The organism is Streptococcus sp. CF7_Ac1-8, assembly GCF_024295435.1.
GTDB lineage: Bacteria > Bacillota > Bacilli > Lactobacillales > Streptococcaceae > Streptococcus > Streptococcus mitis_AP.
This window is the reverse complement of the sequence record NZ_JANCPI010000006.1, coordinates 104,990-128,405: the sequence shown is the minus strand read 5'-3', so window position 1 is coordinate 128,405 and position 23,416 is coordinate 104,990. Positions and strand designations below refer to the sequence as shown.

The following is a 23,416-nucleotide window of genomic DNA, read 5'->3' as shown; positions in this document are numbered from 1 at the left end:
TCACTTGGATATTTAGGAATTTCGTTTCCTTCTTTATCCTTGAATGATGTCTTAACTTTTTCGTAGATGTGTTTTGTATTTCCTTTTTCATCAATTTCAGTTCTAACAACATTATATCCTGGAATTGGTTCTGAAGGTTTAGCTCCATCTTTAGATGGAAGTAAATCTGTTTCTTTGCCATCTTTTTCGATAACTACAAATCTAGTATCTGGGCGAACTGTTGGAGTATATTTAGCTGTTACTGGTGTTCCGTTCTTATCAACACGTTTAACTGTTACTCCTGTAGCTTTTCCTACGAAGTTTGGCTCTGGAGTGAATGTTACTTTTCCATTTTCATCGATTGTATATGTTCCTTCGTTTGGTACTACTTTTTCAGTTGTTCCATCATCGAATTTTGGTTTTACATTTTCATCGATTGCTACTGGTACTTCTTTCCCGTTAAGTGTTACTTTTCCACCTGTAAATGTTGGTGTCCCTTCTTGAGATTGTCCTTTTGGACCTTCTGATTCAGCATCTTTAGAAGTTGGTGACACTGGGATTACTACTGGTGTGTATTTAGCTGTTACTGGTGTTCCGTTTTTGTCAACACGCTTAACTGTTACTCCTGCAGCTTGTCCTGTGAATGTTTTTTCTGGAGTGAATGTTACTTTTCCATTTTCATCGATTGTGTATGTTCCTTCGTTTGGTACTACTTTTTCAGTTGTTCCATCATCGAATTTTGGTTTTACAGCTTCATCGATTGCAACAGTTTTTTCTTGACCATTAATCGTTACTTTTCCACCTGTAAATGTTGGTGTCCCTTCTTGAATTGCACCTTGAACATTAGTTGTGATGACATCTGAACTTGTTGGTGTTGCTGGTTTTACAACTGGTGTGTATTTAGCTGTCACTGGTGTAGCATTCTTATCTTCACGTTGAACTGTAACACCTGTTCCTTTACCTGTAAAGTTCTTTTCTGGTGTAAATGTTACTATGCCGTCTGGAGTTACTGTATATGTTCCTTCACCATCGATAGTTACTGATTCAACTGGATCACCTGTTTTTGGATCTACCAATTTAGCTGGTTTATCTTCATCGATTGCAACAGTTTTTTCTTCACCGTTAACTGTTACTGTGCCACCTTCAAATGTTGGTTTACCTTTTTGAATTGAACCTTGAACATCTTCTGTTACAGTATCTGAACCTGTTGGTGTTACTGGTTTAACTGTTGGTTCATAAGTAGCAGTTGTTGGTGTTCCATTCGCATCTTTTGCTTGAACAGTTGCTGCTACTGGTGTACCTGTAAAGTCTTTATTTGGTGTAAATGTTACTTTACCTGTTGTTGGTTCAATTGTGTAGGTACCAACTGTATTTCCATCATTATCTTTTGCTGGAATTGTTGTATCATCTATTGGTTTTCCAGTTTCAGGATTTACTAATTTAGCTGGCTGATCCGCATCAATCTTCATAGGAATTCTTTCATCACCTGGTGTGAATGATGGAGTTCCTTCTTGTTTAGCACCTTGAATTCCTTCAGAAGTTGTTGGTGTTCCTGATGGTTCTACTGGTGTAATAGATGGAGTATAAGTTGTTTTTACAACTGTTCCATTTGTATCTTTTGCTTGGATCGTTACTGGCTCAACTTCACCCGCATACGTTTTATCTGTTGGTGTAAATACTGCATTCACTTTTCCATCTACGACTTTAAGTGTATACGTACCAATCACATCACCTGCTGGGTTCTTCGCTGGAACTGAATCTACTGCATTTTCATTTTCATCTAATAATTTAAATGAAGTTGTATCGATTGCTACTGTTTTTTCTGTTCCATTGATTTCTGTTTTACCTGGAGTAAATGTAACTTCTTTTGATTGTTCTACCCCTTGGATATCTGTTGAAGTAGCTGGTTCTGCTGTTGGAACTACTCCTACGATATGTGGAGTATAGGTTGTTTTCACAGTTGTACCATTTTCATCTTCTGCTTGAACATTCGCTGGTAATACGGTACCTTTATAAGTTTTATCAGTTGGTGTAAATGTTACAGTATTATTTGATGGGTCGATTGAGTAAGTACCTACTTTAGTAACTCCATCAGCTGCATATGCTGGAACTGTTGCTTCTGTTGGTACACTTCCATCTGCATTTACTAATTTAGCTGAATTCGCTTTAAGCGCTACTATTTTTTCTGTACCTGAAATTGTTGCTTTTCCTGGTGCAAATGCTACAACACCTGATTGTTCTTCACCTTGAATGTTTGTAGATTCAGCTGGTGTAGCTGTTGGTTTAACTCCTACGATTGTAGGTGTGTAAGTTGTTTTAACAGTTGTTCCATTTACATCTTCTGCTTGTACATTTGCTGGTAATACTTTACCTACATAAGCCTTATCAGTTGGTGTAAAGGTTACTTTATTAGTAGCTGGATCAACTGAGTATGTTCCTACTTGAGTAACTCCGTCCTCTTTATAAGCTGGTACTGTCGCTTCTGTCGGTACACTTCCATCAGCATTTAACAATTTAGCTGAATTTGGTTTAAGTTCTACTGTTTTTTCTGTATCTCCAATTGTTGCTTTTCCTGGAGCAAATGCTACAACTGCTGATTGTTCAGCTCCTTGAATATCAGTAGATGTTGCTGGTTCTGCAGTTGGTACTACTGGAACAACTTCTGGAGTATAAGTTGTTGTTGCTGTCGCTGTTACTTCAGTTCCAGCTTTATCAGCTCCTACCGGTACAGTTAACGATACACCAATTCCTTTTGTTTTACCTTTGAATGTTGGAAGTGGCCTGAATGTTACCACACCAGTTGTTGGATTGATTGTGTATGTTCCTTCATTCTCCACTGTTACTGATTTAACAAGTGAGTTATCTGTAGGATTAATTAATTTTGCAGGATGAGTTGCTGTTGGCGTGATAGCCTCTTCTTTTGTTGTTCCCGCAAAAGCTTTAAATACTGGAGTTCCAGTTTGTTCTTTACCTTGAATATCAATAGAAGTTTTTGGATCTGCAGTAATTGTTTTTGGTGTTACATTTGGAATATAAACAGCATCCATTGTTAACTCTGTTGTTGAATGAATTCCTGTATTATTGTTTACAAGACCATTTCTTTCTGTTAAAGCTGTCCATCCAGTTGTTTGACCATTCGCATCTACTGCGCGTAGAGCAACACCATCTGCTTTACCAACGAAGGTAGCTACTGGTGTAAAGGTTATACCTGTATCTGTAACATTATAGGTACCTTGACCTTCTTTTGTGTAAGTTTTTGAAAGAGAACCATCTGGCTTAACAATCATAACTCCATCAGCTTGTTTAGCTTTGGTTGTTTCTAAACTGATATTATTTCTTTGTTCTGAATAGTATAATTTACCATATGAGTTGAAGGTTGTTTTTCCGTTTCCAGATCCAACATTTGACGCATCATCACCTTCAGCTCTATTCACAAATTCGAAGTCAATCGATTGCGTTTCACCTTGAACTCCCGTAGTTTCTTCCTTATCCCCACGAGGTGGAATTGCTACTTGGATTTGGTTATCTTCCACTTCCCCTGAGTATGCAATTCCTACTGGTTTTTCAATTTGAGACTCTTCTTTAGCAATACGAACACGGAAATTCACATTTTCTTTTGTTGTATCAATAATTTGCGTATTTCTGAATTTTAATGTTACTTTTTGATTATTTTCTGTAACTTTTACAATTTCAGATGCTTCATCCGCATCAAACTTACCGTTATTATTGAAATCGATAAATCCACGAACATAAGCTGGATCTAATGTACCATTATAACTTGTATTACCATTTACAGAAGCTCTAATATTCACTTCATAAGTGTCATCTGGAGCTTTTACTAATTTTACTTCTGGTTCACCAGTATCTTTATTATTATGTACATCTGCAGCATCAATTAATTGTTTAACACCTTCATCGGCAGAATCACTTCGATCATCTGATCCTTCTCCACGAACACGAATTCCTGGAGCTGAATCAATGTCTGCTTTTTCAGTTCCTAAGAATGGTTGTTGAATTTGTCTAACTTCATTTGTATTCCAATCTGTTGTTTCAGTTCTAATAAAGTGTTCTGCTGTTCCATAAGATTCTGGAAGATCTCCGAAATCAGAGATTTTAATCCCAACCATTGTACTTTGTTGACCAGCTGAAATGATATAAATACCAGCTTCAGTAACATTTGCTGATGATACAATTGGTGAAGCATAGTTTCCACCATTTGAGTAAGAACCAAAAATTTGTGAACCTAAACCTGCTGTAGCAGAATCTCTAGTCGCAAACATTTTTGCTGCAAGTGCTTTATTAAACTCAGGTGTATTATAAGTAATTGTAGCATTTACTTTTTGGAAGTTTGGTGTAGGTTTATATTGAGTCTTACCATCTCGACCGATAACACCTGCTAAATCCCAAGGTGTACCGTTAGTAGTATAAATTTCCGCTTCTAATTCTCCAGCACTGATATCCTCACCTGAAGCCATTACAATCCCCGGTTGTACCGGCTTATTATTATAAGTTGCTGAAACAGAAAAGATAACCCCAGCTGTAACTCCTCCTACTTGACTTCCTGTATCCGTTATTGGTGCAATTGCAGTTTTATGGTTTCCTGTATTAATCCCATTTCCTCTTTCACGTACATTTGTATATCTTGGATCTTGTGGTACCGCTCCAAATCCTGTTGCACGGTTAAATTTATTCTCTTTATCTGCATCATAACTCGCTGCATGTTCAGTTCCTGCTACACGTTGTTTATACGCTTCTGTAGTTTCGAAAGGTTTTAATTCTTTAACAGTTAATGTCACAACATATCCAGGCATTATTTGTTTTTGATATTGTGAACCAATTTGTAATTGAATTCCATTTTTCAAATTAGTCCAAGCTGATGTATCAGAAAAATCAAGCCAATGGATTTGATCATTTAAGGTTGCAATTTCTTTTGAGTTTTTCTTAATTGGTACATCTGCTAATGTTGCATAGCCATGGTCTTCTAACCATTTTTTACCTAATTCAGTTGTACCATCTGTCAAGGCAGTAGTTTGTACTTCTTCTAAGTTAACTGAAAACTTACCATCTCGGCCGATTCCTGCATTTTTCAATTCATTGTAGACTGCAAGGATAGATTCGTTAAGGCGCTCCAATTGAGCATCTACTTGCTCTTTTGTAATACTCTTATCAGCTAACAGTGTTTTCGTTTCAGCAAGAACTGCTTGGTTTTTAGCTACTGCCGCTGTAACTGCTGCCTTGTTTTCTTCTTTGACATCAGCCTTAGCAAGTTGAGTCTCAGCCAATTTATTTGTTACTTCAGCTTCTGATGACACTTGTGTCAGAGTTGTTGTAGCCGTTGAAAGTGCTTTTTCAACTGGAGTTGCAGTTTTTTCTGCTTCTGCCTTAGCTGCTTCCTGATCAGCTGCCTGCTTCTTATCGAAACCAGCAGTATTTGACTCTGTTACAACCAAACTTAAAGCAGATACTGTAGCTGCCTGTTGATCAACTTCTGCTTGACTAGCCTCTGCATTAGCAAGAGTTGCTTTAGCTGTAGTCAAGGCTTCCTTAGCTGAGCTCAGTACAAAAACCTCTGCATACTTAGCCGTTGAAAGTTTTGATTCTAAAGTTGAAATGCTAGCTTCAAGAATCTCTTTTTTAACTTTTTTAGCTTCTTCTACTTTATCAGCTTCTGCTTTGACTGATTTATCTTTAGAATCCGCCTGATTCCCTAGATTAGCAGTTGTTACAGACGAAACTTCAGCCCCTTGTACTTCAGTAGCCGAAACTGCTCCATTCCCAAGGAACATCAAACCAGCTGCAATCGCAACTGATGCAGCTCCAAAACTATACTTACGGATACCATAACGAAGGTATTTTTCCGTTCTAAAATCTTGTTGGTTTCTCTGCATGAGATACACAACCTCCTTATTTTTTTAATAATGTTGATTTCAAACACTAGGAAAAATACCCCCCCCTTAAATTTTTATGCAATATTAAGAGGTTGATATCTTAAATTAGGTATTAAAGATAAATCAACATTTGGTTTTATTATATCATTTAGAACAATCTATTGCAAGATAAAAATTTTCGTTCGACAATCATAAAAACAGAAACCTTGTGTAAATATGTAGTTCTCTGGTTGTTTTTTATAGTATTTCAGAAATATTATACCAACTTAGGAATATTGAAATAATTGATACGGTTGTAATCCATATAATTTTTTTTACAAATCAACAGAAAACAATTCCTATTTCTTTATTTTTATCAATCATCAAATCACGTTCAAAAACACCAAAATGAGGCTGAGAAAAACTCAATTTCTGGATCCAACAAAATAAATTTTCTCAAATAAAAAAACGAGCACTTTCGTACTCGTCTTTGTTTATAAACTACTGATTAAAGTGAGTTTACGTCAACTTTGATACCAACACCTTGAGTAGTTGTGATAGTCAAGTTTGTTACGTAAGTTCCTTTAGCTGTAGCTGGTTTTGCTTTTTGGATTGTTTCGTTGAAAGCTTTAAAGTTTTCAACCAATTTTTCAGCTTCAAATGATACTTTACCGATGATTGCTTGAACGTTACCTGCACGGTCAGCACGGTAAGTAATTTTACCACCTTTAGACTCTTCAACTGCTTTAGCAACATCCATTGTTACAGTACCAGTTTTAGGGTTTGGCATCAAGTTACGTGGTCCAAGGACACGTCCAAGACGTCCAACAAGAGCCATCATGTCAGGTGTAGCGATAACTACGTCGAAGTCCAACCAACCATCGTTGATTTTAGCAACAAGGTCATCTTCACCAACAAAGTCTGCACCAGCAGCTTTTGCTTCTTCAGCTTTTGCACCACGTGCGAAAACAAGAACGCGTGAAGTTTTACCAGTACCGTTTGGCAATACCATTGCTCCACGGATTTGTTGGTCAGCTTTTTTAACGTCGATGTTCAAGTTGTAAGCAACTTCTACAGTTGCGTCAAATTTTGCAAAGTTAGTTTCTTTTGCAAGTGCTACAGCTTCTTCTACGCTGTATGCTTTTGTGCTGTCGATTTTCTCAAGAGCAGCACGAAGTTGTTTGCTTTTTTTAGCCATTTTCTATTCTCCTTGTAAGTGGTTCAATCGATTTTCATCTCCCACGTCACTCCTCGAAATGATGAAGTCTTGCGGGTTTTCAGTCTATTATTTTTCTTTTCCTACAGCCTTAAGCTCCCTTGCTGTACCCAAGTACAAGCTTCAGTCACTTGCCTAGTATGAAAAGCAACTAATAGACTGCTGTGAGATTTTCTACTGTGTTATTGATTAGTCAACAACAGTGAATCCCATAGAACGAGCAGTACCTTCGATCATACGCATTGCAGACTCTACGTTTGCTGCGTTCAAATCTGGCATCTTAGTTTCTGCAATTTCTTGTACTTGTGCACGAGTAACTGTAGCAACTTTAGTTTTGTTAGGTGTACCTGATCCTTTTTCAACACCTGCAGCTTTTTTCAAAAGAACAGCAGCTGGTGGTGTTTTAGTGATGAAAGTAAATGATTTATCTTCGTAAACTGAGATAACAACTGGAATGATCATACCAGCTTGGTCAGCTGTACGAGCGTTGAACTCTTTTGTGAATCCCATGATGTTGATACCAGCTTGACCAAGAGCAGGTCCAACCGGTGGAGCTGGTGTAGCTTTACCAGCAGGGATTTGCAATTTTACAAGTTTTTCGACTTTTTTAGCCATTTTTAAATCCTCCTTTGTGGTTTTGGCGGTAATTAAAGATTTTTACCTCCCACAAGTATGCTTTACACATACTCATCTATTATACACTATTTATTTGAAATTGCAAGAGAAAAGTTTCTTTTTTAATCGACGTAATCTCCGCCTTCAAATCCATAGTATTCTTCCAAACTGAGACCACTTGCAGCAATTTCTTTAGCTTCTTTTCCGACATAACGAAGATGCCATTCTTCAGCCATGTAGCCTGTTTCCTTTTCCTTACCTTTGAGATAACGGACAACAAATCCATAATCAGCTGCATGATCCAGGAGCCATTGGGCTGCTTTTTCTTCTGTTACTAAATCACCATCAGTCCCAATCACATCAAAGGCCAAACCAGTTTGGTGTTCACTATAGCCAGGTCGGGCAGAGTAGCGGTCAGCTGCTGCCTTCCCATCTTGGTTGACATAATCTTGATAGAGCTTGGTCTGAGTTTCATAACTTCTAAAACCACTATAATGATCACTAATTGGGAAACCTGCCTCTTGCATAGCTTTAATGAGTTTGACTAACTCAGCCTTAGCTGTTGGATTTTCCCCTGGATTATAGTCTTTCGACAAAGGATAATGTTTATTTGCTACGATGATTTCATCGTATTTCCCTTGGATACTGTAGTAATCACCTTTGTTGACCACTTCTGCTTTTTTCTGAGTAGCCCCTTGAGACTTACTTCCAACTGTTCCATCAGCTTTGGCTGTTTGTTCTGTTTTAGCTGTTCCATCTTCATTTTTTGCTTTTTCTTGTGAACAAGCTGCTAGACTCAAGGCTAGCAAGGCTGTCAAGACAAGGTATCTTTTTTTCATTTCTACTCCTTTATTTCTAATAGTTTATCTACTTCTATCGATAAACGTTTAACTAATTGTTTAATCTCATCCGGACTTGCTTGGCAGGTTTCTGCTGTCATTTCTTCAAAAGGAACCCACCAAACTGGACCACGTCCTTTGAGACCGTGACCATTCATATCACCTCTTCGTCTAGGGAAAAGATGCCAATGAAGGTGGGCATCGCCATTGCCTAGAAGTTCGATATTCATTTTCTCAGCAGCAAAGGCCTTGGCAACTGCCTCTTGGACTAGACTCATTTCCTCTAGAAAACGGAGTCTTGTCTCCTTTTTTAAATGGTGCAATTCCGTGACGTGCTCCTTAGCTAGAAAGAGACTATAGCCTGTGAAATACTGGTGATCTCCAATGACAAGATAGCCTGTTTCCAACTCTTTGACAAAGTAGGGATTTTCCCCAACTTTAATTAGCTCAATTCTCTGGCAAATAAGGCACATATTAGCCTACCAATGCGCTCTTAAGATAGGTATCAACCATACGCTCTGTTGCGACTACCGAGTCAATATGAGTGCGCTCATAAGAATGGCTAGACTCGATACCAGCACCGAGAAGGGCGTGTTTGACCTCTGCACCTGCAGACATAGCCGCTGAAGCGTCCGAACCATAAAATGGATAGATGTCCAGCTTAAATGGAATATCTTGTTCTTTCGCCAAGGCAACTAAGTGTTGACGAAAGTCATAGTGATAAGGCCCAGAAGCATCCTTGACACAAATAGACACTGTATATTCGTCTGTTTGCTGGTCATCTCCCATAGCTCCCATATCCACAGCAAGATACTCTACTACCTGAGCAGGAATGTTAGAGTTGGCACCGTGTCCCACTTCTTCAAAGACTGAAAAAGCAAAATGGGTTGTTACGGGCAATTCAATCTTCTCTTCCTTATAAATACGAAGCAGGTTAAGCAAAATCGCTGCACTGACCTTATCGTCCAAATGACGAGACTTGATAAAGCCTGTCTCTGTCACGACAGTTCGTGGGTCAAAGCTGATAAAATCACCGACCTCAATACCAAGAGCACGAGTTTCTTTTTCACTGGTTACTTTTGCGTCCAAACGCACTTCCATATTGTCCTGCGTGCGTTCTGCAGTTCCTGCATCCTTATAGACATGGCAAGAAGTTTGGTGGATAAGGATGGTTCCTGATAGCTTTTGACCTGTACTAGCCACATGAATGGTACAGTTTTCTCCTTCAATCATGTTCCAAGGAAAACCACCGATACGATCCAACTTGAGACGGCCGTCTGGTTTAACAGCACGGACAATAGCACCAAGCGTATCTACATGGGCAGTCACATAGCGATGTTGCTCGTCATTTTGACCTTTAATAGTTACATTGACACCGCCCTTGGCTGTGCGAACTGGCTGATAACCAAAACCTTCTAGAGTCTTGACTAAATAGTCCGAAATCTCACGAGTGAAGCCCGTTGGCGACGCAATGGCTGTCAGTTCTTTGATATATTCTACTGTTTGATTCATTTCTTCACCTCTTTTGCTACCTATTATAACACATTTATCATCGGATAAAAAAAGAAAATCACTCCTGTAGACTTGACTACAAAAGTGATTTTATACTCAATGAAAATCAAAGAGCAAACTAGGAAACTAGCCGCAGGCTGTACTTGAGTACGACAAGGCGACGTTGACGCGGTTTGAATTTGATTTTCGAAGAGTATTAGTGATTATTCCATTTCAAAAACATCACTCTCTTGCTTGTTTGGTAGAACCAGTGAGAGCAAGATTCCAACGATAGCAGGCACCAACCATGGGAGAGATGCCTTAGCAAAAGGAAGAGCGTTGACAAGATTTGCAAGAAACTCAACCTTAAACGAGCTTCCTAGTACGCTTGCAATGGCAATAGCTGTAACCACCGCAATTGTCAACTGCATACCTGGTTTTGAAAGGGCAACAAATTTGTTCACAATAACAATCATAACGATGGCAATGGTGATTGGGTACAAGATAACCAGTACTGGAATGGAGTACTTGATAATCGCATCAAGACCCAGATTAGCAATAGCAAATCCAATCAAAGTAAAGGCTGTCGCATAAACCTTGTAGCTGATTTGTGGGAAGCGCTCATTAAAGAACTCAGCTGTAGACACAATCAAACCAACTGTTGTTGTGAAGCAGGTTACGGTAACCATAGCTGCAAGGAAGAGTTGAGCTGTTGAGCCAAAGATTTCTTGAGTGGCTTGTGACAAGATGTAAACACCTGGTGTTCCACCCTTCATCGCCTCAGCTGGTACCGAGAAATGATTTCCAAGGAAACCTAAACCGATATAAAGAGCGCTGAAGGCAAGGGCAACAACGATACCAACCACCCAAATAGTTGAAATGTATTCTTTCTTACTTGAGAAACCAAGTTGTTTCAAGGTTTGAACTGCGATTACGCTAAAGGCAACTGAGGCAAGGGCGTCCAAGGTATTGTAACCTTCTAGGAAACCTGTCCCAAAGGCAGAAGCTTGATAAGCAGCTGAAGCAGCTTGAGGACTTGTTCCACCGTATTTGAAAGCTCCCAGAACAACCAAGATAACAATCAAAATCGCAAAGACTGGCGTTAAGATACGGCCGATACGGTCTAAGATTTTTGATGGATTAAGCGAGATTAAATATGCTGCCGCAAAATACAGAACTGTAAAGACAATCAAACCAAGACCTTTACTTGCATCCGACAAAAGGGGGCTAATCCCTACTTCGTAAGCTGTTGTAGCTGTACGTGGGATTGCAAAGAATGGACCGATTGACAAGTAAAGAACTGAGAGGTAAAGAGTCGCAAACCAAGGCGCTATCTTTGTTGAAATCTCATAGATATATCCTTTAGGATTTAGCGTTCCAATAATCAGAGTCAAGACGGCGATACCGACACCTGAAAAGACAAAACCTGCGATGGCAGGAAGAAAATGTTCTCCAGATAGAGCACCTAGAGAAGGCGGAAAAATCAAGTTCCCCGCACCAAAAAATATTCCAAACAGGAGTAAACCTGTTAAGGCACCTTTTTTAGCCATGAAAATCTCCTTCATATTTATAAAATACTGACTTAGTATACCATGATTAGGAGTATGAAAAAAGCTTCACGAAGTAAATATTGAATGTTTTCAAGATTCTTAAAAATGAGAATTGTCTAAAAATAAAATCCCCTACCGAGATCACACTAAGTAGGAGAAATGCAAATTTTTAAAGTTCTTCAAAAGCCATCATGCCACCTTGGACATTGATAACCTCATAACCTAGTTCAGCTAGGAATTGGCAAGCACGCGCTGATCTCATCCCAGATTTACAAATGACATAATGCAACTGGTCCTTGTCCAACTGATCATAGCTATCAGCTAATTGACTCAGCGGTAGGTTTTGGGCACCTTCTAAATGAAGAGTTTCAAATTCATCCACTTCTCTCACGTCCACTAGAGAAAGTTGGTCATTTTGGTAAAGCTGGTAAAATGCGTCAAAGGTAATTTCTTTCATTCTTTTTCTCCTAATACTCTTCGAAAATCTCTTCAAACCACGTCAGCGTCGCCTTACCGTACTCAAGTACAGCCTGCGGCTGGCTTCCTAGTTTGCTCTTTGATTTTCATTGACTATAAAATTGCTTTAATTCTTTTTTTCAAATTGGGCACCACTTCTGACTCAAACCAGGGATTTTTGGCCATCCAAATTTGATTTCGCGGTGAGGGGTGAACTAGCGGAAAATAGGTTGGCAGATAGTTCTGGTAATGTTTTACCCGTTCTGTCACCTTGCCACTGATTTTTTCCTGTAGATAGTAGGCTTGGGCATACTGGCCAATCAAGAGGGTTAGCTGAATATCGGGCAATTCTTTCAAGAGCTGAGGATGCCATTTTTCTGCAAAACCCGCTCGCGGTGGTAAATCACCTGACTTGCCATGGCCCGGAAAGTAGAAATCCATAGGCAAAACCGCAAAATAACCTGAATTGTAAAAGGTATCTTCATCCACACCTAACCAGTCCCGCAAACGGTCACCACTTTTGTCCTTCCAGTAAAGGCCTGCTTCTTGGGTTTTAAGTCCCGGTGCCTGACCGATGATATTGATGCGAGCAGTCTTTGGCGCTGCAAAGAGAGGCTCGATGCCGCGTTCTGTATAGCTGGCATTCTGCGGATCCGCCATGATAGCCTGTTTGATTCTTTCAATTTGAGACATCTACTTTCCCTCCAAAAAGAAGTCTAAGCATAAGATCTCAGACTTCTATCGTTTTATTTGATCAATTCGTAAATAGCTTCGGCATAAATTGCTGCTGCTCGGAAAAGATCGTCCAAGGCGATAAATTCATTGGCTTGGTGCATGGTGTCAATTGAGTCTGGGAACATAGCACCGTAGGCAACTCCGCGTTCTAGCAAGCGACCAAAGGTTCCACCACCGATGACTTGCTCGTGACCTTTAAGGCCAGTTTGTTTTTCATAAACATTCAACAAGGTTTGGACAAGTGGATCTTCCATTGGCACATAGTGAGGCGTGTGACCGTGTTCAGAAAGGCTAACAGAAGCAACTGGCAAGTTTTCAAGGATTGACTTGATTTGTTCTGGACTTGTTCCTTTTGGATAGCGGATATTAAGGGCAATGGTATTGTCAGCACTTGTTTCATCAAAGCGGAAGACGCCTGCATTCATAGAAAGAGCACCCATCTTTTCATCCACATGGGCAATCTTGAGATTTTCACCCTCATGATCGTTCAAGAGAATCTTACCAGCGATGTCAAGGTAGTCTTTTGCAGGTCCTGCAAAGTCAAACTGACTAAGGAAAAGAGCTAGGTAAGTCGCACCATTGACACCTGAAGCAGGCATAGCACCGTGGGCTGATTTACCAATAATCGTCACCTTGTATTGGCCAGCTTCTTCTTGGAGTTCTCCTCTAAGTTTGTGTTCTGCAACAAAAGCATCTAGTTTAGCTTGCAAGTCAGTCAAGTCACCTGAAATAACTGCTGTTGCTGATTCAGGCACCATGTTTTCACGTAAACCACCTGTAAAGCTGTGAAGACGGGCAGCACCTGTATTTTCTCCTGCAAAGTGGAGGTATTCAGTAATATTTCCTTTTTCACCGTTGATGATAGGGAACTCAGCGTCTGGAGAGAAACCAAAGTCTGGCTTGGCAAGTCCTACGTGCTCGAAGTAGTAGTCCATGTCTGCCCAGCCTGATTCTTCATCTGTTCCGACAATAAAGCGAACTTTCTTAGAAGTTGGAAGACCCAATTCTTTGATGATTTTCAAGCCATAGTAACAAGCTGTTGTAGGTCCCTTGTCATCAGAAGCACCACGCGCATAAAGACGACCATCTTTGATAGTTGGTGTGTAAGGGTCTGTGTCCCAACCGCTACCAGCAGGCACTACGTCCATGTGGGCAAAGATTCCGAGGACTTCTTCTCCATCACCAAACTCGAAATGCCCTGCGTAGTTATCAACATTCTTAGTTGGGTAGCCATCACGGTCTGCGATTTCAAGGAATTTCTCCAAGGCTTTTACTGGCCCAGGACCAAATGGATGCTGAGCATCCGACTTGCTGTCATCACGTTCTGAGTTAATTTCCAAAAGGCTAAACAAGTCAGCCAAGAGGTCTTCTTTGCGTTTTTCTACTTCTGCTGTAAAATCAATTGCTGTCATATTATCTTCCTTCTATCTTTTCTCGATGATTTCATCTACTGGCAAGCGGTAGCTTGGTTCCAATTTCTCGTCTGTGTAACCCACTGTAATTAAGAGTTCTGGGCGGAAACGGTCTTCAATGTCCAAAACTTCATTGACTTTTGATTTGTCAAAGCCAAGAATAAGATTCGATCCGATTCCTTGGTCTGTAAGAGCCAGAACCAAGTTCATAGCAACCAAACCTGCATTGAGGGCTAGGTAGTCGCTGACTTGCTGTTCGTTATAGCGTGCAAATTCCGCAGGCAAATTCTTCATAAAATATTGAAGTTGTTCTTCAGAAAAGTTATTAGCACCACCAACTCGGGCAATCTTACGAGCACGTTTAGCCAAATCTGTGTCTGTAAACAAGGCAATAGTTACAGGCGCTGATGATACCTGTTCAAAGTTTGAACCGTAAGCCAACTTTGCCAATTCAGCATTTTTCTCACGAACCACCACAAATTTCCAAGGCTGGCTGTTGTGGGCACTTGGTGCCAAGGTTGCAATTTCGATAGCCGTACGCACATCTTTTGGATCAACAGGCTTATCAGTGAACTGCTTAGTCGCATGACGTTTTTTGTTTAATTCAAGAAATTTCATAATCGATTTCCTTTTCTAATTCTACTGCTTCCATTCTACCATAATTTGAAAGAGCTTGCAGAGATTTTTCATAGAAAGAAATTGGAACAAGGATAAGCAACCGAATGAAGAAAATCATTTAAATAAGGAAGCCCCTCATCCAGTTCCAATTAATTTTCAGTTACTTAAAGAAACTAGTCTATCTTATATTCTGACTTTATAGCCCCCAAGAAATCCTTCACATCCTCTACATACCCATGCTTTTCTATTAAGCTTGCTAATAGTTCCAGATTGTGCCCCTGATAGTTGTCTTCACGACGTAGCTCTTCATACATTTCGATAAAGGGAAGCCCCTTGGACTTGGCCAATTCTAACTCCGCTTCATAATCATAAGCGACTTTACGAAATAGGATATTTACCAATTCCCCATCTTCAACTTCTATCACGGCATACTGGGCACGGTGATTTTTTAACGCCTCCCAATTAAAATAGGGCATGCCAATCGACCCTGGATTGATGATTTGTTGCCCTTGACTGCCATAACGAAGCAATTGCTTGTGAACATGACCATAGACTGCCACGTCGGTTTCCGCATCTAGCAGTTGGTCAAATTTTTCTGTATCATTCCCAACCAGTAGATCTCCACCATAGTTTTTGTCAGGTAAATTATGTGTGAGAGAAAAACGCAGTCCCTCAACTTCTTTCTTTTCCAGCAAAGGCAAGCTTCGTAGCCAGACAATCGTTGCAGGATCCATTCGCTCCATCAAAAACTGGGTCATGCGCATTGACTGGATTTCTTTCGGATGTTCCAAACCATATTCGCCATCCAAGGCCTCAAGGATACGATCATCCCAATTGCCTCGAACACTGGCTGTGATGGGAAGATCCTTTAGCAGAGCGACTAAGTCATTTTCGCCTGGACCAGGAAGAAAAATATCTCCCAGAAGCCAGTATTCACTGACTCCTTGATTTTTAGCATCTGCAATCACTGCTTCTAGTGCAGTTGCATTGCCATGAATATCTGATAAAATTGCGATTTTATGGTTCATTGTGGTTTCCTTCCGTTTGGTAATCTACTCTTTCTTCCGCTACTTGAAGCAAGATTTCTGTTTCCTGCGGGTTCAACTTCCTCTGCACAGCCTCTGCTACTGCTCTTGGTACTCCAACTTCGACAATCTCATCCACACTGGCTTCCTTGATTTTGGTCAGAGACTTGAAATGTTTCATGAGATTTTGCTTACGTTTAGGCCCCAGACCTTCAATTCCATCCAGTTGTGATGAAAAGGAATTTTTGGAGCGCAGTTGGCGATGGAAAGTGATGGCAAAACGGTGCACCTCATCTTGAATGCGTTGGAGGAGGAAAAATTCCTGAGAATTGCGAGACAACTCTACCACCTCAAGTGGATCACCGAAGAGCAATTCATGGGTTTGGTGCTTGTCATTCTTTTGCAAACCTGCAATGGGAATATCCAAGCCCAGCTCCTCTTGGATGACTTGCTTGGCGATATTGACTTGACCTTGTCCCCCATCAATCACAATCAAATCTGGCGGAGTCAAACCGTCACGCTGTACTCGACCATAGCGTCTGCGAATGACTTCTCTCATACTGGCATAGTCGTCTGGCCCAACGACAGTCTTGATTTTATACTTACGATAATCTTTTTTACTTGGTTTGCCGTTGACAAAGACCACCATGGCTGAAACAGGACTGGTTCCCATGATATTGGAGTTATCGAAGGACTCAATGCGAACTGGGGTTGGGATCTGGAGTAAACGTCCCAGATTTTCAATAGCTCCTTGGGTCTTTTCGACAGATTTTTCTAGCAGATTGAACTTCTGCTCCAGACTAACACGAGCATTTTTTATGGCTAGATTGACCAGCTGTTTTTTCTCTCCACGCTGGGGTTTGAGAATCTTAGTATCCACCAAGACCTTGACCGCTTCTTCGTCAATATCCTGCGGAATCAGCACCTCATTGGGAACTAGATGAGATTTTTCTTGGTAGAATTGTCCAACATAAGTTAGAAAGTCCTCATCCGGATCATTATAATAAGGGAAAAGATTGACATCCCGCTCAATGAGCTTACCCTGACGGACAAAGAAAACCTGCACACACATCCAGCCCTTGTCCACATAGTAGCCAAAGACATCCCGATTTTGGAGATCCTTAGCCATGACCCGTTGCTTGGTTCGAAGCGTTCCAATGGCCTGAATCAGGTCACGGTATTCTGCCGCACGTTCAAATTCCATAGTCTGGACTGCCGTTGCCATCTTTCCCTTGAGATCATCAATAATTTTGTCATCCTGCCCTTTTAGAAAATCAGAAACCTCCTGAGCCATGGACTTGAAATAGGCCTCATCTTTTTTACAGATGGTGTGGGCCATACATTGACCGATATGGTAGTAAAAACAGACCTTAGAGGGCGGATTGGTACACTTACGAAAAGGAAAAATCCGATCCAGCAACCGCTTGATTTCATTGGCTGCGCCCACATCTGGATAGGGACCAAAGTAGAGACCTCCGTCCTTCTTGACCTGTCGGGTAATAATCAAACGAGGATAGCGTTCATTGGTGATTTTGATGAAAGGATAAGACTTGTCATCCTTGAGCATGATATTGTATTTAGGCTTATTTTCCTTGATCAGGTTGATTTCTAGGAGAAGTGCCTCAATATTGGACTCAGTAACGATAAATTCAAAATCTACAATTTCAGACACCAGAGCCTCTGTCTTAGTATCATGACTTCCACGGAAATAAGACCTCACGCGGTTACGCAGATTTTTAGCCTTTCCAACATAGATAATGGTGCCGTTTTTATCCTTGTGAATGTAGCAACCAGGGCTGGTCGGCAAGAGCTCTAGTTTTGATTTAATCAAGTTATTCATAGTTCCATTATAGCAAAAAAGTAGGGAAAGATAATCCCCTACTCATTGGTCTCATATAATTTTCGAAGGTTTGCAACATCCTCTTCCTGGATGCCATAAAAGGAACCTGCAGGTTGCATCACAGACTTCTCATCTGTATGGTCCAAGCCAATCGCATGACCCAACTCATGTTCTGCCGTATGGACAATGCGCTCATAGGAATAACCATAGTCTGGATTGGACAGATAATAATGATTCAACCGCACCGTTACGGATAAGAATTGCCCTGTCAAGAGATTGGTCTGACTTTCTGCCTCTCCTGCCACAGGAGTACCTCCGTCATTCATCTCCGTAGCCAGGATATCTGCCTTGCTGGACTCGGTGACAATTTCAAAGTTAAAAGCACCAGTTTGATTCCAATTCTGGATTGCTTCTAAATAAGCTTCTTGAAAGCGTGAATCCATCTGGGGATCTAGGTAAATACGAGCAGAAGCCTGCGGCCACCTTCCTTCAGAGTGTTGATGGTTATCTGTCTGGTTCAACTTAGGCAGTTGCCCAGTTTTTTCCCATTGGTCAATACTTTGTTGACCAATCTTTACTGACCGTTCTGCTTGCTTTAGCGCTCCTTGAAAATCCCCGTTCAGATACCAGAGAAGACCGAAAGCAAGAGCACATAAGAGCACAACTATCCAAAACAGGCGCCAAAACAAACGCCACACAAAAGAAAAGAAAGCCCCTATCAAACGAAAAATCCAGCGCATTTCCCTCCACCTTTCTAGCAAATAAAGTCTATTTTACTAAAACAAGCTGAAAGAAAGCTAAATTATGACAATCTCTCTTCTAATTTGAAATCAATTGGCAGAGTTGCTAGAAACCGTTCCAATTGTTTTTCCCAATAATACCACTCGTGAGTTCCAGCGCTATGGCTATAGGTCACATCAAATCCTATTTTTTTGAGGTTTTTCACTGCCAGATTATTGGCTGCATACAAGAAATCCTGTTCACCACACCAAGCCCAAAGCTTGGTCTTTTTGTCCGATTTTTTAGCCAGACTTTCTAGAGAATAGGTGCTTGCTGTCCAATCCTTAATCTCCCCAAACACACCCCTCCAATAAGCCGGTGTTCCCAGATTTTGACTCTCAGGAGAAAAATCTTGAAAACTAAGGGCACCTGAAAAGCTAGCTGCATGAGAAAAACGATTTGTAGCAAGAGCCAGTTTGAAACAGCCATAGCCTCCCATAGAGAGACCAGCGATAAAGGTATTTTCACGCTTGCTGGTCATATTAGGGAAGAAGCGTTTCAAAACCTGTGGCAATTCCTCCGCTAGAGCTGTGTAATAGTCAAAACCATACTGGGTATCGGTGTACCAACCGTTGCTGGTATTGGGCATGACGACGATGAGATTAGTCCCTCGAAGTAAGCGTTCTACATTGGTCCGCTTGAGCCAACTATTATGATTGCCAGACATCCCGTGCAAGAGGTACAAGACAGGGATATCTGTACACTCTGGTTCTTCCACTCGATTGACATCGGGGTAAAGAACATTCACTCCCCACTCCATATCCAAAACTTGTGAGTAATACTCGATTTTCATTACTGCCATATTTTTTTCCTTTATTTTTCTATAAGAAAAAGCCGAAACTCGACTTTCTCTCTGTTTATTTCAACGATTATTTTGCTTCCATGACTACTGGTAGAATAGCTGGACGTCGCTTGGTTTGGTCAAAGAGATACTTGGTCAGATTATCACGAACCTTCCCTTTGAGATCTGCCCAGTCAAAGTCATCTCCTTGGAGATAGTCTTCTACCGTTTGGTTAATCAATTCTGAACTTTCACGGAGAATATCGCGACTCTTCTTGAGATAAACAAATCCACGCGTATGAACACGAGCCTTGGCCACAATTTTCTTCTCACGACGATTAACGGTGATTGCTACGATAAAAATTCCATCCTCTGACAAGACCTTACGGTCACGAAGGACCACATTACCAACATCACCAATGGCATTTCCATCAATCAAGACATCCCCTGCCGAAACCGCTCCAGCTGGGACAAAGTCTCCATTCTCATAAGCCATGCTGGTTCCCTTTTTAGGGATGAAAATGCGTTCTGGCAACATCCCAACTGCCATAGCAGCCTTAGCATGGGCATCCAACTCACGGTATTCCCCTTGAATTGGGAAGAGATACTTGGGTTGCAAGAGGTTGATCATCAACTGCAAATCACGCGCATTTCCGTGGCCTGACACACGCAAGCTTTGGGTGATCAATTTGACAACACCACCAGCTTGGTAAATCATATTTTCCACACGCGCCATAACTGCTTCTTTAGCAATAGACGGAGTGGTTACGATATAGACCAAATCACCGTCCTTGATTTCCACATAACGGTGGCGACCAATCGACATTTTACGAAGACCATTGATTGGCTCACCCATACGACCTGTCTCAAGGATAATCAACTCACGGTCTTCAAAGCGAGACATATCTTTTGGCTTAATCAAAAGACTTTCGTTAGCTAGGGATAATTTCTTGAGGCGAATAGCAGTACGGACGATATTTTCAATATCAAATCCTGTCAAGACAACACGACGGCCTGTAGCATCCGCAGCATCAAACACCTGCTGGATACGAGAGAGGTTGCTGGCCACCGCTGCGACGATAATACGGCCATCCCAATCAGAAATGGTTTGAGTGATCTCGTCCCCAACTTCACTTTCACTAGCCACTTGGATATTACTGTCTGCATTGGCTGAATCGCTGAGAAGAGCTAGAACTCCATCACGACCGATTTCTGCCAAACGAGCGAAGTCTGTCGCATAAGATTCACTAGCTGTCTGGTCAAATTTGAAGTCACCTGTATAAACGATACTACCTTCAGCTGTCTTCAAGACAACACCCAAACTTTCTGGGATAGAGTGGGTCGTACGGAAGAAGGAAACCACTGTCCCTCCAAAATCAATCTCCGTATCCTCATCGATAACATGAAAATCATTGAATTTCTTAACTGTGTCATTTCCTTTGACAAAGAGTTTGGCCAACTCAATGGTCAACTCAGAGCCAAATACAGGTACCTTGGCTTCAGCCAAGAGATAAGGCAAAGCACCAATAGCATCCGCATGCCCGTGAGTCAAGAAGACACCAGCGATACGGTTGCTATTTTCAAAAAGGTAGTCCATATTTGGAATAACGACGTCCACCCCTAGTTGTTCATTTTCAGGGTATTTCAGACCTGCATCCAAAACGAAAATAGACCCATCGATTTCAGCGATATACATATTTTTCCCATTTTCACGCACACCACCAAGTGTTGTTAAACTGATATTACTCATTTTTCCTCCGAAAGCTTAGTTTATCTTGATTATAGGGTTACTTACCCTCTTATTCTAAAAGCACTACTTTTAGCCGAATCTTTTCCTACCATTATACCATTTTTTTGATGATTTTCAAAATGAAGATTTGTTTTCAAAAAAGAGCTGGTTTCCCAACTCTTTCCTATGATCTACTCTTTTTCCATTAAAAAGTCATAAATTTCTTGCACGGTACCCAGCGCCATCATTTCTTGGTCTTTGACGGTTTGTTTGAGATTTTGGTAAATCTGACTTTCTCCGATTTCTCTCTTTGGCGCTTCTTTATTCACTGTCATGACCCCGTCTTTGATGGTCACAAAACCTAATTCTTCAAATATTTGAATCATCTTGACCAGCAAGATTTGCTGAATATTAAGATAAGCTGCCAAATCTTTCAGCTTGTAGCGAATATCAAACTCTGGGAACTGGTAGATAGTCTTGTACAATTTGGCAAACTGTTCTCTAGTCCCATACCCCGTTAGATAGTAGGCCTTGTCAATATCATTTTTAAAATAAACAGCAGAAAAATTCTGTTTCTGAAAAATAGTCTTCAGCTGAGTAATATCCTCAGGAATGGTTTTTACAACAACTGCGTCACTAGCTACTAAATCTGGTAATTCTCCAGCAAAATCCAAGACTGGAACCCCTTCTGGCAAGACTGCATTTTTCCCACGAATGTTAAAAAGTTGAACACCCTCCACCCGCGCATCCACCATCATCAACTGGAGGGCAGTTTGGCCATTCCATTGGTTGACAGACAATTTGACTGCCAACTCTAGGTTCTTGGTTTGAGAAAACTCTGTCGCCCATTTTCCTTGACCAAAGGCTACCACTTCAAAACTCGCTTCACCTTTGGAAATTTTCAGCTTGAGATGGGCATTGCCCGCCCCCATGGTACGGGCACTTTCGACTTGAAAATTTTTGATATAAAAGACAGGTTTCTGATTGTCCATTCCAAAGGGAGCTAAACGTTCAAAACTTTTGACTGTTTCCAAGCTAAGTGTCTCCAAATCCAATTCTTCATCTAGATTTAGCTTGTTCTTACCGCCAGCATCTGCACCTTTTTCACGGACATAATCTTCTAATACTTGAGATAAATCTGAAAGTTTCTCAACTTCCAGCGTCATGCCAGCTGCGCCAGCATGGCCACCGAAAGCGATAAAGAGGTCGCGATGAGGATCCAGAGCCTCAAAAATATCCACTGCTTCCACACTACGAGCACTACCCTTGGCACGACCGTCTTCTATATTAAGTACAATGACTGTCTGCCCCAATTCTTCCAACAAACGACCAGCCACGATTCCTAGAACCCCAGGATTCCAACCTTCCTTAGCCAAGACTTGGACCTTCTTCTCAGGATCCACCATGGTCTTGGCTTCTTCATAGATAGATTGCACGATTTCCTTGCGCTCTTCGTTTTTCTGATGAATCATAAGGGCAATCTCGTGTGCTTCCTCATCATCAAATCCAGTCAACAAATCAATGGCAGGATTAGGATCATCCAAACGTCCCAAGGCATTCAAACGAGGGGCAATCTGGAAACCTACCGTTTCTTCTGTTACTTCGTTGGCGGCAATCCCAGCCATGTCCAGCATTTCTTGTAGACCAATACGCTGAGTATGCCCCAGCATTTCTAGACCATATTGAACCAAGATACGGTTCTCATCCGTCAAACTAACCATATCCGCAATAGTTCCGATAGCAACCAAATCAAGCAATTCCACTTGCACTTCTTCTAACAGGGCACAAGCTAACTTGAAGGCCACTCCACAACCAGCCAAATATTTGAAAGGATAGTCCGCATCTGGATGTTCAGGGTGAACGATGGCATAGGCATCTGGTAAGGTTTCAGGCATAGAATGGTGGTCAGTCACAATGACATCTACCCCCATAGACTGAGCCAGTTCAATAGCCTCGTGACCAGCAACCCCATTATCCACCGTCACAATCAAGGAAATCCCTTCTTGCTCGATAAAGTATTTATAGACACTGGCATTAGGTCCATAGCCATCAGTGAAACGATTTGGCAAGTAAACACGGCACTCAGCACCAAGCTGTTCCAAACTTTCCTTCACAATAGAAGCCGAAGTCATGCCATCCGCATCGTAGTCTCCATAGATGAGAATATTTTCCCCTTCTTCAATGGCCTGACGAATCCGTTCCACTGCCTTGTCCATATCATGGAGCAGATAAGGGTCATGCAAGTCCTCCAAGGAAGGTTCTAAAAACTTTTTCAGACTTTCTTGGTCCTGAATCCCTCTTTCAAATAATAACCGAGCCACCTCAGGACCCAGTCCAGCCTTCTTGGCTATCTTTGTAAAATCCGCATCTTCTACCTGCGGGGCAAACTGCCATTCATAAGTAGGTGTTATCAAAAAGACATCCACTCTTTCTAAGAATTCTATCGTTTCATTATAACATGATTTAGACTTTTTCACTATCCA

At 41.1% G+C, this 23,416-nt stretch carries 17 protein-coding genes; all 17 read right to left on the bottom strand.

Annotated elements, in window-relative coordinates:
• Positions 1–5,867 (bottom strand): GEVED domain-containing protein (locus NMM26_RS04665; RefSeq protein ID WP_254754451.1); only part of this gene is annotated, 5,867 nt, incomplete at its 3' end.
• 487 nt (positions 5,868–6,354) lie between these two features.
• Positions 6,355–7,044 carry a 50S ribosomal protein L1 gene (gene rplA, locus NMM26_RS04660; RefSeq protein WP_001085675.1) on the bottom strand — a complete coding sequence of 230 codons (690 nt, stop codon included), beginning with the start codon at positions 7,042–7,044 and terminating at the stop codon, positions 6,355–6,357.
• A gap of 207 nt (positions 7,045–7,251) precedes the next feature.
• Positions 7,252–7,677, bottom strand: a complete 426-nt coding sequence (gene rplK, locus NMM26_RS04655) for a 50S ribosomal protein L11 (RefSeq protein WP_001085807.1) — start codon at positions 7,675–7,677, stop codon at positions 7,252–7,254.
• A 122-nt stretch (positions 7,678–7,799) separates the two neighbouring features.
• The gene (gene ldcB / locus NMM26_RS04650; RefSeq protein WP_084927745.1) at positions 7,800–8,516 is read right to left on the bottom strand and encodes an LD-carboxypeptidase LdcB/DacB; all 717 of its coding nucleotides are present in this window, start codon (positions 8,514–8,516) and stop codon (positions 7,800–7,802) included.
• A 2-nt stretch (positions 8,517–8,518) separates the two neighbouring features.
• Complete coding sequence (locus tag NMM26_RS04645) at positions 8,519–8,989, bottom strand: HIT family protein (protein WP_084927747.1); 471 nt, start codon at positions 8,987–8,989, stop codon at positions 8,519–8,521.
• 1 nt (position 8,990) lies between these two features.
• Positions 8,991–10,028: a M42 family metallopeptidase gene (locus NMM26_RS04640; RefSeq protein WP_254753889.1), complete on the bottom strand. Its 1,038-nt coding sequence runs from the start codon at positions 10,026–10,028 to the stop codon at positions 8,991–8,993.
• Positions 10,029–10,231: 203 nt separating this feature from the next.
• Complete coding sequence (gene brnQ, locus NMM26_RS04635) at positions 10,232–11,557, bottom strand: branched-chain amino acid transport system II carrier protein (RefSeq protein ID WP_254753888.1); 1,326 nt, start codon at positions 11,555–11,557, stop codon at positions 10,232–10,234.
• Positions 11,558–11,726: 169 nt separating this feature from the next.
• The gene (locus NMM26_RS04630; RefSeq protein WP_254753887.1) at positions 11,727–12,014 is read right to left on the bottom strand and encodes a rhodanese-like domain-containing protein; all 288 of its coding nucleotides are present in this window, start codon (positions 12,012–12,014) and stop codon (positions 11,727–11,729) included.
• A 113-nt stretch (positions 12,015–12,127) separates the two neighbouring features.
• On the bottom strand, positions 12,128–12,706 hold the full coding sequence (locus tag NMM26_RS04625; RefSeq protein ID WP_254753886.1) for a uracil-DNA glycosylase family protein: 579 nt from the start codon (positions 12,704–12,706) through the stop codon (positions 12,128–12,130).
• A gap of 53 nt (positions 12,707–12,759) precedes the next feature.
• Positions 12,760–14,160: a dipeptidase PepV gene (pepV, locus tag NMM26_RS04620; RefSeq protein ID WP_254753885.1), complete on the bottom strand. Its 1,401-nt coding sequence runs from the start codon at positions 14,158–14,160 to the stop codon at positions 12,760–12,762.
• A 12-nt stretch (positions 14,161–14,172) separates the two neighbouring features.
• Positions 14,173–14,778 (bottom strand): nitroreductase family protein, encoded by a 606-nt coding sequence (locus NMM26_RS04615; protein WP_000670185.1) that lies wholly within the window; start codon positions 14,776–14,778, stop codon positions 14,173–14,175.
• 173 nt (positions 14,779–14,951) lie between these two features.
• Positions 14,952–15,806, bottom strand: a complete 855-nt coding sequence (locus tag NMM26_RS04610) for a metallophosphoesterase (protein ID WP_254753884.1) — start codon at positions 15,804–15,806, stop codon at positions 14,952–14,954.
• Positions 15,796–17,643: an excinuclease ABC subunit UvrC gene (uvrC, locus tag NMM26_RS04605; RefSeq protein ID WP_254753883.1), complete on the bottom strand. Its 1,848-nt coding sequence runs from the start codon at positions 17,641–17,643 to the stop codon at positions 15,796–15,798. The genes NMM26_RS04610 and uvrC overlap by 11 nt, the downstream gene beginning before the upstream one ends.
• 38 nt (positions 17,644–17,681) lie before the next feature.
• Positions 17,682–18,383, bottom strand: coding sequence for a M57 family metalloprotease (locus NMM26_RS04600; RefSeq protein WP_254753882.1), 702 nt, complete (start codon positions 18,381–18,383; stop codon positions 17,682–17,684).
• Positions 18,384–18,445: 62 nt separating this feature from the next.
• Positions 18,446–19,225 (bottom strand): alpha/beta hydrolase family protein, encoded by a 780-nt coding sequence (locus NMM26_RS04595; protein ID WP_254753881.1) that lies wholly within the window; start codon positions 19,223–19,225, stop codon positions 18,446–18,448.
• A gap of 67 nt (positions 19,226–19,292) precedes the next feature.
• Entirely contained in the window at positions 19,293–20,954 is a 1,662-nt protein-coding gene (locus NMM26_RS04590; protein WP_254753880.1) for a ribonuclease J, read from the bottom strand.
• Between the two features lie 170 nt (positions 20,955–21,124).
• Positions 21,125–23,347 carry a single-stranded-DNA-specific exonuclease RecJ gene (recJ, locus tag NMM26_RS04585; protein ID WP_254753893.1) on the bottom strand — a complete coding sequence of 741 codons (2,223 nt, stop codon included), beginning with the start codon at positions 23,345–23,347 and terminating at the stop codon, positions 21,125–21,127.
• Between the last annotated feature and the right edge of the window lie 69 nt (positions 23,348–23,416).

What these genes read in the sequence shown, in the direction of transcription:
- rplA (WP_001085675.1), bottom strand. Translation starts at nt 7,044, where the DNA reads ATGGCTAAAAAAAGCAAACAACTTCGTGCTGCTCTTGAGAAAATCGAC.
- rplK (WP_001085807.1), bottom strand. Translation starts at nt 7,677, where the DNA reads ATGGCTAAAAAAGTCGAAAAACTTGTAAAATTGCAAATCCCTGCTGGT.
- ldcB (WP_084927745.1), bottom strand. Translation starts at nt 8,516, where the DNA reads ATGAAAAAAAGATACCTTGTCTTGACAGCCTTGCTAGCCTTGAGTCTA.
- NMM26_RS04645 (WP_084927747.1), bottom strand. Translation starts at nt 8,989, where the DNA reads ATGTGCCTTATTTGCCAGAGAATTGAGCTAATTAAAGTTGGGGAAAAT.
- NMM26_RS04640 (WP_254753889.1), bottom strand. Translation starts at nt 10,028, where the DNA reads ATGAATCAAACAGTAGAATATATCAAAGAACTGACAGCCATTGCGTCG.
- brnQ (WP_254753888.1), bottom strand. Translation starts at nt 11,557, where the DNA reads ATGGCTAAAAAAGGTGCCTTAACAGGTTTACTCCTGTTTGGAATATTT.
- NMM26_RS04630 (WP_254753887.1), bottom strand. Translation starts at nt 12,014, where the DNA reads ATGAAAGAAATTACCTTTGACGCATTTTACCAGCTTTACCAAAATGAC.
- NMM26_RS04625 (WP_254753886.1), bottom strand. Translation starts at nt 12,706, where the DNA reads ATGTCTCAAATTGAAAGAATCAAACAGGCTATCATGGCGGATCCGCAG.
- pepV (WP_254753885.1), bottom strand. Translation starts at nt 14,160, where the DNA reads ATGACAGCAATTGATTTTACAGCAGAAGTAGAAAAACGCAAAGAAGAC.
- NMM26_RS04615 (WP_000670185.1), bottom strand. Translation starts at nt 14,778, where the DNA reads ATGAAATTTCTTGAATTAAACAAAAAACGTCATGCGACTAAGCAGTTC.
- NMM26_RS04610 (WP_254753884.1), bottom strand. Translation starts at nt 15,806, where the DNA reads ATGAACCATAAAATCGCAATTTTATCAGATATTCATGGCAATGCAACT.
- uvrC (WP_254753883.1), bottom strand. Translation starts at nt 17,643, where the DNA reads ATGAATAACTTGATTAAATCAAAACTAGAGCTCTTGCCGACCAGCCCT.
- NMM26_RS04600 (WP_254753882.1), bottom strand. Translation starts at nt 18,383, where the DNA reads ATGCGCTGGATTTTTCGTTTGATAGGGGCTTTCTTTTCTTTTGTGTGG.
- NMM26_RS04595 (WP_254753881.1), bottom strand. Translation starts at nt 19,225, where the DNA reads ATGGCAGTAATGAAAATCGAGTATTACTCACAAGTTTTGGATATGGAG.
- NMM26_RS04590 (WP_254753880.1), bottom strand. Translation starts at nt 20,954, where the DNA reads ATGAGTAATATCAGTTTAACAACACTTGGTGGTGTGCGTGAAAATGGG.